Here is an 11262-nt window from a genome sequence, read left to right as displayed (position 1 = left end):
CTGCTCCGGATCGAGGAAACGATAGACGCGCCGTGCGGCGACGCGGGCACATTGCAGCGTCAGCGCCTTGCGCCGCGCGGGCGGCAGCGGCATGTCGTGTTCGCCTTCGCGCAGGATTTCCGCTTCGTATTTGTCGGCGACGATGAGCCCGACCTCGACGGGAATGACCTCGCGCGGAAAATCCGGCGGCACGGCGAAATAGAAGCGGTCGCAATAGTCGAGATACTCCTCCCACTTCCCGTCGGTGAGATAGTCGGTGAGGCTCGACTTGATTTCGACGATGATGATTTCGCCCTTGGGTCCGAGCGCGATGATGTCGACGCGCCGCCCGGTCTGGAGCGTGAGTTCGGTCAGCGCGGAATAGTTCATCTGCGCGAGAAGCCGCCCGCAGCCGCGCTGCACGGCTGCTGCTGTCGCCGACTGGCGGCCGTCAAAGGCCTGAAACGAATCCTCGATCTCGTTGCTGAATTTGGCCATGGGCGAAGCTACGCCCGGTCGCCGCGGCTTCGCAAGCGCCTCACGAAAGCCCGGCCCGCTCCATGCAGTGGTGAAAGAATCCCGACCGGCGCATCGCATCACGCGGATGGCCCGCCTGCCCGTGAAGCGCGATCGCGGTGAGCGCATTGGCGGCGACGGCCGGATAATAGATGTCGAGATCGGGGCTCGTGCCGGTGCGCGCCGCATAGCCGCGGAAGACCGCATCGCGCAATGTGCCCATCTCTTCGAGATGGCGGAAATCCACCTCGGCGAGGCTCCATCCCGCTTCGGCAAGATCGACGAAGCCCAGCCTGTCGCCCATGTCGATGATGTTGTCGGTGTTGAGGTCGCCGTGAATGAAGACGAGGCGGCCCTTGCCGATCTGCCCGGCCCAGGCGTCGGCGAGCCGGTCGGCGGCATCGTGAAGCCCCGGCTGGCCGAGGCGGCTGCGCGCAAGCCCGATGGTGCGCGCGACCGTGTCGCCGAGCTTGAGCCCCGCCGCCTGCGCGCGCTCCGTCGCATGCCGGTTGAAGTCGGCGATGGCGGCGCCGATCCGCTCGCCGAGCCGGCCGCGCGCATCGGCGCTCGCGCCATAAAGGCTCGTCGCCGAAAGCGGCTTGCCCGCGAGGCGGGTGAGGCGCAGCCAGCCCGCGAGCGGCGGCGCGGAGCCGATATAGGCATTGTCAAAAGTGCCATGCGCGATGAGGCGCGGCACCTCGACATAATCGGTCGCAAGCCCGCCAATCGCCGAAAGCGCGATCGTCTCGCGCAGGTGAAGCGCCTCGCCGGAGCCGAGCCCGCCATGGCGTCGGGTGAGCTTGATCACCGTCCCGTCGCCAAGATCGTGCACGCTCCCCCATACGCCTTCGCCGATCAGCGTCCAGGGCGGAGGCGGCAGATCGGCGGTCTCGGCCGCGAGGAGCGAATGCAGGGCTTTGCCGGTCTGTATGTCCAACATGCGCGCGACACTATCAGCAGAGCGCGCGAGATGGCACGAAAAAGGGGCGGCCCCGGAGAGCCGCCCCTCTCGTTCCTTCGGCGCGAGCTTACTCGGCGGCGACGGCCGCCGCCTTCTTGCCGGCGAAGTTCACGGTCTTGAGGAAGGCGATGCCCTGCTCGGCGATGTCGTCGCCGACCATGCGGTCATCCTCGTTCCGGAGTTCCTCCATATCGACATAGATCGCATAGAAGGGCTTCGTGCGCTCGGTGATGATCCCGGCCTTGAGAAGCGTCTTCACCAGCACGCGGAAGACATTGGCCGCATCCTTCATGCCTTCGCGGCGGTCTTCGTCCGTGACGGCCTCGAGCATCTCGGCCTGCACCTTCTGCCAGTCGAGGCCGAACTCGGCATAGAGGATCTTCTTCTGCTCGGGGTTCACGAGATTGAAGAGAAGGGTCTGGAAGACATTCGCCGCCCAGTCCTCGATGATGTCGCGCTCTTCCTGCGTGAGCTTCGGGATCGTGCGGTCGGCCCAGATCTTCCCGAACTTGTGGTGGAAGGCTTCGTCCGTCATGGCGAGCTGGCAGAGCTTGACGATGAGCGGATCGCGCGCCGTGTTGAAGAAGGTCGCGAAGGTGCCCATCGCGAGCCCCTCGACGAGAAGCTGCATGCCGACGATCTTCTTGTAGACCTCCTTGGCGTTGACCATCTCGGCGAGCAGGTTGCCGAGCGTCTCACCGACCGGGAGCGGCTTGCCCCAGCGCGACTGCACATATTTGGCGAAGGCGGTGACGTGGCGCGCCTCTTCGCGGGCCTGGTTGGCGGCATATTCCTGCGCGCCCGGATCGAGAAGGATGTGGCAGAGCGAGGCCGAAAGATTGAGCGCCCCCTGCTCGCCATGCAGGATCGCCGACATCATCCAGTGCGCCGTCTCGTTGACGAACTTCACCCTCTGCTTTTCCGACAGCGCCTCGAAGCAGGGCAGCTTCAGCTCCGGCACGAGATCGGGCGAGATCAGCATCTCGTTCTCGATGTCGAAGGGCTCGGAGAAGTCGATATAGCGCTTGTCGAGCGGATCCCAGAAATGGTCGTGAGTGGCCGAGATGATCTTGTCGAAAGCGCTCGAGCGCCGGTTGTAGCGCTCGGTATTCATCATCGCCTCGAAATCGTCGGGCGACACGGCGTCATAGGCGTTGTCCTTCGTGATCTGCCGGGCTTCGGTCATGCCCCTCTCTCCCTTTGCGGTTGGACGGCGTCCGGAGGCGCCGCTTTAAACTCACAAAAAGAATATGGATATGAGCGCGGGCCTGGCTATACGTAAAATGACGCATGCGTCAACTTTACGCGCCCCTTTCCATAAGACGGGTAATCCAAATGACCGGCGCTTCAAATGACCGGCGCTTCAAATGAAAAGGGCGGCTCCGGGGGAGCCGCCCTTCCATGAGGGGTATGAGGGACGGACGGGGGCTTCTGGAGCCCCGGTCCGGTCTTACTCGGCCGCCGAGATCGTCACTTCCTTCAGCGCGTCGACATTGGCGCCGAAGTTGATCTTCTGCAGATAGCGGATGCCGTCCTCGGCGATGTCATCGCCGACCATGCGGTCGCCTTCACCCTTGAGTTCCTCCATGTCGACATAGACGGAGTAGAAGGGCTTGGTGCGCTCGGTGATGATGCCCGCCTTGAGCAGCGTCTTGATGAGAACGCGGAAGATGTTGGTCGACTGCTTCATGTCCTCGCGGCGCTTCTCGTCCGAGATGGCTTCGATCATCTCGGCCTGCACCTGCTGCCACTCGAGGCCGAACTCGCCATAGAGGATCTGCTTCTGCTCGGGGTTCACGAGGTTGAACAGCAGCGTCTGGAAGCAGGAAGCCGCCCAATCCTCGATGATGTTCTGCTCTTCCTCGCTGAGCTTCGGAATGGTGCGGTCAGCCCAGATCTTGCCGAACTTGTGGTGGAAGGCCTCGTCCGTCATGACGAGCTGCGTGAGCTTCACGAGGAGCGGGTCGCGCGAGTGCGAGTAGAGCGTCGCGAAGGCGCCCATGGCGAGGCCCTCGACGAGCATCTGCATGCCGACGATCTTCTTGTAGACCTCCGGCGCGCCGACGATGTCGGTGAGGAGGTCGCCGAGCGTCTGGCCGACCGGAAGCGGCTTGCCCCAGCGGGCCTGCACATACTTCGCGAAGGCGGTCACGTGGCGGGCCTCTTCGCGCGTCTGGTTCGCGGCATATTCCTGCGCGCCCGGATCGCGGAGAATGTGGCAGAGCGAGGCCGACAGGTTGAGGGCGCCCTGCTCGCCGTGAAGGATCGCCGAGAGCATCCAGCGGGCGGACTCGTTGGCGAAGCGCACGCGCTGCTTCTGCGTGAGCTTGGCGAAGCTCGGGAGCTTCAGCTCGATGATCATGTCCTCGGGCAGGATCATCTCGTTCTCGATGTCGAACGCTTCCGTGAAGTCGATGTACTTCACATCGAGCGGATCCCAGAAATGGTCATGCGTCGCCGAGATGATCTTGTCGAAGGCGGTCGAGCGCTGGCCGTAGCGGTCGACATCCATCATCGAGGGGAAATCGTCCGGGGCGACGGCGTCATATGCGTTGTCTTTGGTGATCTGCCGCACTTCGCTCATGTAATCCTCCTGATCCACGGGAAAGGGGCGGGATTTGCGCCCTCGCCCAATGTCGTTCTTGTCGCACCCCCGGCGCGAAGCCGGAGAGCTTTATGCAAAAGATAGGCATTCCAAGGAACGGGTCAAGACGAAAGTGACGCATCCGTCAACTTCGTGAAGGATTCCTTATCTTCAGAATTGTAAGTTGTTGAATGTAATGACAGTTCAGCTAGCACGCGCGGATTTTTGTGCTAATGATTCGTATGAGGGAGAAGTGATCGTCCCGTGATTGCCCGGCGGGGGGCCCCGCACAGGCGCGCAACGAAGAGGACGACATCGAGGGAGGGTAATCCTGACGGATTACAAGCATCACGGCGGTCCAGTCAGGACCGCGGCACATACCTGTCAGCATCCTCCGCAACGATCCGGTTGAATTGCTGCGGCCATCCGCGTCCGCCTTCAGGGAAGGAGCGCGGCAAGAGGCCCGCAGCGAAGACAAATGGCATCGAAACAGGAACCGCCCCGGGCCTTCGGGACGGCAGCCAAAGGACGGGTGTTGCTAATGATCACGTTTCTAGAAAATCTGGTCTTCAAGTTCCGCTTCGCGATCCTGTGTTTCCTCGCGGGCGTCACGGTTCTCGGCCTCTACTTCGCCTTCCAGCTTCACATGACGGCAGGCTTCGACAAGCAGCTCCCCGTCGGCCACGAATACATCAAGACCTTCCAGCAATACCGCGATCAGCTCTTCGGCTCGAACCGCATCATCATCGTTCTTGAGCCGAAATCCGGGACGATCTGGAACAAGGATTTCTTCAAGGTCTACAAGGACCTCACCGACGACATCTTCTTCCTGCCGGGCGTGTCGCGGCCGACGGTGACCTCGCTCTGGACGCCGAACACGCGCTACCGCGAAATCACCGAGGACGGCATCAGCGCGGAGGACGTGATCTCCGGCAAGGTGACGGCCGACTCGATGACGGACAAGAACCTCGCCAAGATCGAGAGCAACGTCATTCGCGGCGGTTTCGTCGGCCGCCTCGTCGCCAATGATTTCACCGCCGCCATGGTTTCGGCGGAACTTCAGGATTTCGACCCCTCCACCGGCCAGCAGCTCGACTATTTCGATCTCGCCTCGAAACTGGAAAAGCAGATTCGCGGCAAGTATGAGAATGCCGACTATTCCGTTCGCATCATCGGCTTCGCAAAGTCGATCGGCGACATCGCCGATGGCGCGGAGGGCGTGCTTGTCTTCTTCGTAATCGCCTTCCTGCTCACCGCGCTCGCCGTCTATCTCTATTCGCGCTCGGTGCTGCTTACCATTGCCACGCTCTTCTCATCGCTCACCTCGGTCGTCTGGCAATTCGCGCTGCTCAAGCTTCTGGGCTACGGGCTTGATCCGCTCGCCATTCTCGTGCCCTTCCTCGTCTTCGCCATCGGCGTGAGCCACGGCGTGCAGCAGATCAACCTCATCACCGCCGAACTGGGCGAGGGCGGGACCGCCGAGCATGCTGCGCGAGTGAGCTTCTCGGGGCTACTCGTTCCGGGCTCCATGGCACTCACCACGGCGCTAGTCGGCTTCGGCACGCTCTATCTCATCCCCGTCGGCATGATCCGCGAACTGGCCGTCACCGCCTCGATCGGTGTCGCGCTCAAGATCGTCACCAACCTCATCATGCTGCCCTTGGTCGTGAGCTACATGAAATTCGACGACGGCTTCACGGAACGCGTGAACCGCTCGCGCGATTTCCGGCTCAAGATCATGCGTCACCTGGGCAAGGTCGCCGAACCGCGTACCGCCGTCGGCGTGCTCGTCGTCGCGACCGTCCTCTTCGGCTATGCGGCCTGGGAAAGCCGCAACCGCCATGTCGGCGCGCTCCATGCGGGCACGCCGGAACTGCGCGAGGATGCGCGCTACAACATCGATTCCCGCGACATCGCGGCGAAATTCTCGCTCGGTCTCAACCAGCTCACCGTCGTGGTCGAGACGCCGCCGGATGCCTGCGTCGACTATCCGGTGCTCAACTATCTGAACCGCTTCTCCTGGTACATGGAGAACCAGCCGGGCGTCAGCCTCGTCATCTCGCTGCCATTCGCCGTCAAGTCTTCCGCCGCCGGCTGGAACGAGGGCAACCTCAAATGGCAGGATATTCCACGCAACAAGGACGCGCTCGCGCAGGCCGTCGGCACGGTTCCCGGCCGCGGCGAACTCATGAACCAAGCCTGCACCATCCTGCCCGTGCAGATCTTCCTCACCGATGCGAAGGCGACGACCATCAAGAGCGTCGTTGCCGCGGTGAAGCAGTTCCGTACCGAATTCCCGATGAAGGACATCAACATCCGTCTGGCGTCGGGCAATATGGGCGTGCAGGCGGCGGTGAACGAGGAGATCTCGGAATCCGAACTGCCGATGATGCTCTGGGTCTATGTCGTCATCGTCGCGCTGGTGACGATCACCTATCGCGACTGGCGGGCGGTCATCGCCTGCTGTCTGCCGCTCACCTTCGCCACCTTCTTCGGTTACTGGTTCATGGAGGTGCTGCAGATAGGTCTGACGGTGGCGACGCTACCCGTCATGGTGCTCGCCGTCGGCATCGGCGTCGACTACGCTTTCTATATCTACAACCGGACCCAGTTCCATCTGGCGGAGGGACGAAACATCACGGAGTGTTTCCAGCTCGCGCTTCTCGAGACCGGCATGGCGACCTTCTTCACCGCCATCACGCTTGCGATCGGCGTTTCGACCTGGGCCTTCTCCGCGCTCAAGTTCCAGGCCGATATGGGTCTGCTGCTGACCTTCATGTTCATGGTCAACATGTTCATGGCGATCACGGTTCTGCCGGCGCTCGCGGTGGTGCTCGATATCGTGTTCCCGCGCCGCGTGCCGGTCAGGCAGCGCAAGAACCTGATGGCGCATTGAGACGTGGCGAAATGGAGACGAAAACATCCGTCTCACCAACATGGCGAGGGGACAGCTTCCCCTCGCCGGTCTAGACTGTTTGCACATGCCAGAACGGTTCCGCCGCGGTTGGCGGAGCCGAAGCGGGAGCGAACAGTATGCTTGAGAAGATCATCGATCGGCTGAAGAGGATACCATCGAACCCGGCGGCGCCCGTGGTCGATGTGAGGCGTCTCGCGGCCGCCGCTCTCATGGTCGAGGCGGCGCGGCGCGATCAGGATTTCGCGGACAATGAGCGCGCGGCGATCACGCGGATAGTGAGCGAGCATTTCAATCTCGATGAGGGCGAGGCCACGACGCTGATCGAGCTGGCCGAGAAGCGCCAGCGTATCCCCTATGGCGAAACGATCTTCACGCGCACGGTGAATGAATCCTTCTCCCCCGACGAGCGCCGGGACATCGTGCAGATGATGTGGGAGGTGGCCTTTGCCGACGGCACGCTGGAGCGTGTCGAGACGGGCATGATCAGCCGCCTGTCGCAGGAAATCGGCGTTGATGCGGCAAACTGCGAAGCCGCGCGGATCGCGGCGGAGAAGAAGGCCAGTCACTAGAAGCGCCCGGCCGTTTCGGGGCTGCTGACGCCCGCGCCGGGAACATCGGCGCGGGCGCGGCGGATTTATTGTCAGCGGCTGAGCCGCACCGGCATTTCCTTGATGCCGTTGATGAAGTTCGAGCGCAGGCGCCGCACCGGCCCGGAGACGTGAATGTCCGGGAAGCGCGTGAGAAGTTCCTCGAAGAGAACCTTGAGCTGAAGTTCGGCGAGCCGCGAGCCGAGGCAGAAATGCTGCCCCGCGCCGAAGCCGAGTTGCGCCGGCGCGTCGTGGTTGCGATAGCGCGCGACATCGAAGCGATACGGGTCGTCCCATTTCGCCTCGTCGCGATTGCCGGATGCGTACCACATCACCACCTTGTCGCCGCGCTTGATGGGCTGCCCGCCGATCTCCGTGTCCTCCGTCGCGGTCCGGCGCATGTGCAGCACCGGGCTCACCCAGCGCACGATCTCCTGCACCGCGCTCGGGATGAGCGAGGGGTCGTCGAGAAGCCTCCGCCTCTCCTCCGGGTGCTCGGAAAGCGCAAGCAGCCCGCCCGAGATCGAATTGCGCGTCGTCTCGTTGCCCGCGACGACGAGCAGGATGAAGGTGCCGATATAGGCGGGGAAGGTGAGCGGCTCGCCGTCGATCTTCGCATGCACGAGCATCGTGATGAGGTCTTCGCCCGGCGCCGCGAGCCTCTTTTCCCAGAGATTGGCGGCATAGCCCGCCATCTCCATCACGCATTGGCGCATATATTCGTCCGAGACGCGAAGTTCCGGGTCGTCTTCCCCGACCGTCGCGTTCGACCATTCGAAGAGCTTCGGCCCGTCGCTTTCTGGCACGCCGAATAGTTCCGCCAGAACCTCGATCGGAAGCGCTGCCGCGACGGTCGGAATGAAATCGACCTCGCTGCCATTGGCTCCCTGCTTTTCGAGCGCGTCGAGAAGGCGCGTCACGCGGCCGCGAATCCGCTCCTCCATATTGGCGATGCGGCGCGGCACGAAGCCGGGCGTGATCATGCGCCGATAGGCGGCGTGCTCCGGCGGGTCCATGGAGATCATGGTCGCGTCGGTCTGGTTGTCCTCGATCTCGTTCTCGTTGAAGATCCGGTGGCCGCCATTCTCCTTGGCGGAGGAAAAGAGTTTCGGGTTCTTCGAGATCGCTTCTATGTCGTCATAGCGCGTGATTGCCCAGAAGCCGGTGCTGTCGGCTTCCGGGTTCCAGTAGACCGGCGCGCTGGCGCGCAACTGCCTGAAGATCTCGTGATGATCGCCGCGCATATAGAGGTCCGGATCCTTGAGGTCCGGCCCACCATGGAGATCGATCTTTTCCGCCTTGGGTCGCAGCATATTCTCCTCCCGCTATTCTTGTTTGGGAGGAGCTTAGGCCGCATAGCGTTTCCAGCAACAGTGGAAACCACTTTTGCGGTTCGGAAACGCGATAAACAAAGAGCCCGCTTGGGCGTTTCCAGCAACAGTGGAAACCACTTTTGTGGTTCGGAAACGCGATAAACAAAGAGCCCGCACGGGCGTTTCCAGCAACAGTGGAAACCACTTTTGCGGTTCGGAAACGGCTTTCGCTTGACGCAGGGTTTGCCTCGCGCCATCAGGCGACGGGAAAACCGACCGCCTGTTCAAGCTCGGCGAGTGCCTGCGCCGCGCTCGTGACCTTGATCGTCTTCATGCCGAGCAGGGCTGCCGGCTTGAGATTGATGCCGAGATCGTCGAGATAGACCGAGCCCGCCGGAGAGACGCCGAGCGCCTCGCAGGCCATTTCATAGATGCGAGGATCGGGCTTTCTGATACCGACCTTCGAGCTTTCGATCACATGGTCGAAGAGCGACATGATCTCCGCCACCTGCGCCGCCTTGCTCTCCGAGCGCGCCATGCCCGCGCCCGAGCCCGCGGCGACATTGTTGGTGATGCAGCCGACCTTGACGCGCGCCTTGCAGAGCTTCAGGGCCTCGACCATTTCGGGGCGGATGTCGCCGGAGAGAAGTTCAACCACCTCGCGGCCGCGCACCGTCGCGCCCCTGGCGGCTGCTTCCCCTGCGAACAGCGCATCGAATTCATCGAGCGTGCATTCGTTGCGCTCGAACAGCGCCCAGGCATTGGTGTCGGGATTGGTCGCGTTGATCGAGCGGATGAAATCCTTCGGCAGGCCGCGCTCGGCCTCGAAGCGGTTGAAGGCCTCGAACGGGCTCGATGTCAGCACGCCGCCGAAATCCCAAATCACAGCCTCGATCATGTTACCCTCGATTTTTCAATTTCCGTTGGGCGGGAACCTACACCGCCCGTGTTGCTATCGGAAGAAGCGAGAGGGCTGGGGGCAAATGAAGTCCATACTGATCACGTCCGGATTCATTCAGATCTGCGTCGCCGTGCTGCAAGGCTGGATCATCACCGCCATGTATGGCGGCATGAAGCGGTTCGGGCCTCTGAAGAATTCGAAGCGCGTTCTGCAATGCCACATCGACAACATCATGATGAGCCTCTTGCAGTTCGCGATTGCGGCTGTGCATCCGGCGATCCCGACGGTCGCGGGCTGGCTCATCGTCATCGGCTCGTGGCTCAACGCGCAGCTTTTCCTGATCCACGCCGTATCCGAGAAGGGCTATGTCAAAAGCCGCGCGCTGAGCGTGCTCACCTTCTTCTCCTTCTCGACGCTGACGATTGCCTATCCCTGGCTGCTGATCGCCTGGCTGCGGAGCTGAAGCGGCGGGGTGCGGGGGGCTTCAGCGCTTCTTCACCATGCAGGCCTGCCCCGCGGCCTTGAGCCTGGCGCAGGCCTCCGTTGCGGCGGCCTTCGTCTGGAAGCCCGCGGCGCGGACCCGGTACCACGTGCCCTTGGCGCCGAGATCGGCCTTCTCGATGTCAAGCGCATGGCCGCCAAGCACGGTAGGGAAGCGCTGGTTGAGGGTCCGCCATGAAGCCTTGGCGCTCTTTTCGTCCTTGAGCGCGGCGACCTGAACGAGATAGGCGCCCTTGGCGGAGGCGGGAGCCTTGGTCGCCTGCGCGGGAGCGGGCTTTGCGGTTGCGGCGATTTTCGGCGCTTCGGTCGCGGCCTCGCTGCCGGGCCTGAGGGCGGGGGCGGCTGGCGTCTCCGCTTGCGGGGCTGGTGCCGTTTCATCCGCCTGGGGCGCGGCCGGGGCTCCAAGGGCCGCCTGCGGCGCTGGCGTCACGGGCTCGGCCGGCGCGCTCTCGGCCGGTGTGGCGGGCATGGCTGCTTCGGGCTCTGCGGCTTCGGGCTGCGCCTGCGGCGCAGCGGCGATTGACGCTTCGGGCGTCGTCTCGGCGGGAAGGCTCGTTTCGGGCGCGGGCGTTGGTGCTGTCGCCGTGATTTCGGGCGCGACCGGCGCCACGCTCTGGCTGTTCCTGCCCGAAAGCGTCAGGAAGGCGCCGCCGATGACGATCGCGCCGATGATGCCGCCGACGATGAGCCGCGTGGCGCCGCTGCCATGCGAACTGTCTTCGGCCGTGTAGATGATTTCCGGCTCGGGCGGGAGCGGCCGCTCGTCATCGCCTGCGCCGCTGCCGCCGCCCGGCGCCGAGAAATCCGGCTCCGCGAACAGTGACATGCGCACGCCCGGATCGAGGGGCGAGGGTTCGGCCTCTCCCTTGCGCGCGAGCAGATCGCTGGTCAGTGAGGCGGGCTTTTTCGACATTCGAGCATATTCCGACAAAAAGAGTTCCGGCCCGGCGCTGATGGTCTCGCCGGATCGGGAACCGGAGGCGCGTTGCGCACCAATCTAGCG

10 protein-coding genes are annotated in these 11262 nt (G+C 63.1%); 3 read left to right on the top strand and 7 right to left on the bottom strand.

What is annotated here, in order from left to right; translation table 11 throughout:
• The 4 genes from PKA57_RS05145 to PKA57_RS05130 form a co-directional block, all read right to left on the bottom strand.
• The coding region (locus PKA57_RS05145) for an MmcB family DNA repair protein (protein WP_324298188.1) at positions 1–477 on the bottom strand (477 nt) is incomplete at its 3' end.
• 40 nt (positions 478–517) lie between these two features.
• A complete protein-coding gene (locus PKA57_RS05140) occupies positions 518–1435 on the bottom strand; it encodes an aminoglycoside phosphotransferase family protein (RefSeq protein ID WP_324298186.1) in 918 nt (305 codons plus the stop codon).
• A gap of 88 nt (positions 1436–1523) precedes the next feature.
• Complete coding sequence (locus tag PKA57_RS05135) at positions 1524–2642, bottom strand: ferritin-like domain-containing protein (protein ID WP_324298184.1); 1119 nt, start codon at positions 2640–2642, stop codon at positions 1524–1526.
• A gap of 264 nt (positions 2643–2906) precedes the next feature.
• The gene (locus tag PKA57_RS05130) at positions 2907–4040 is read right to left on the bottom strand and encodes a ferritin-like domain-containing protein (RefSeq protein WP_324298182.1); all 1134 of its coding nucleotides are present in this window, start codon (positions 4038–4040) and stop codon (positions 2907–2909) included.
• A gap of 541 nt (positions 4041–4581) precedes the next feature.
• On the opposite strand from PKA57_RS05130, the gene PKA57_RS05125 reads away from it, so the two are divergent.
• Entirely contained in the window at positions 4582–6936 is a 2355-nt protein-coding gene (locus PKA57_RS05125; RefSeq protein ID WP_324298180.1) for an MMPL family transporter, read from the top strand.
• A gap of 137 nt (positions 6937–7073) precedes the next feature.
• Entirely contained in the window at positions 7074–7526 is a 453-nt protein-coding gene (locus PKA57_RS05120) for a TerB family tellurite resistance protein (RefSeq protein WP_324298178.1), read from the top strand.
• A 71-nt stretch (positions 7527–7597) separates the two neighbouring features.
• Here the strand turns inward: PKA57_RS05120 and PKA57_RS05115 are convergent, their stop codons facing one another.
• Both PKA57_RS05115 and PKA57_RS05110 read right to left on the bottom strand, forming a co-directional pair.
• Positions 7598–8857, bottom strand: a complete 1260-nt coding sequence (locus PKA57_RS05115; RefSeq protein ID WP_324298176.1) for a cytochrome P450 — start codon at positions 8855–8857, stop codon at positions 7598–7600.
• Positions 8858–9113: 256 nt separating this feature from the next.
• Positions 9114–9755: an HAD-IA family hydrolase gene (locus PKA57_RS05110; protein ID WP_324298174.1), complete on the bottom strand. Its 642-nt coding sequence runs from the start codon at positions 9753–9755 to the stop codon at positions 9114–9116.
• Between the two features lie 85 nt (positions 9756–9840).
• Here PKA57_RS05110 and PKA57_RS05105 point away from each other — a divergent pair, with 85 nt between their 5' ends.
• Positions 9841–10221 (top strand): hypothetical protein, encoded by a 381-nt coding sequence (locus tag PKA57_RS05105; RefSeq protein WP_324298172.1) that lies wholly within the window; start codon positions 9841–9843, stop codon positions 10219–10221.
• Between the two features lie 21 nt (positions 10222–10242).
• Here PKA57_RS05105 and PKA57_RS05100 read toward each other — a convergent pair whose 3' ends face one another.
• Positions 10243–11172: an SPOR domain-containing protein gene (locus tag PKA57_RS05100; RefSeq protein WP_324298170.1), complete on the bottom strand. Its 930-nt coding sequence runs from the start codon at positions 11170–11172 to the stop codon at positions 10243–10245.
• Positions 11173–11262: the final 90 nt, after the last annotated feature.

The organism is Parvibaculum sp. (assembly GCF_035325945.1).
Classification (GTDB): domain Bacteria; phylum Pseudomonadota; class Alphaproteobacteria; order Parvibaculales; family Parvibaculaceae; genus Parvibaculum.
This window is presented reverse-complemented; position numbering and strand designations above follow the sequence as displayed.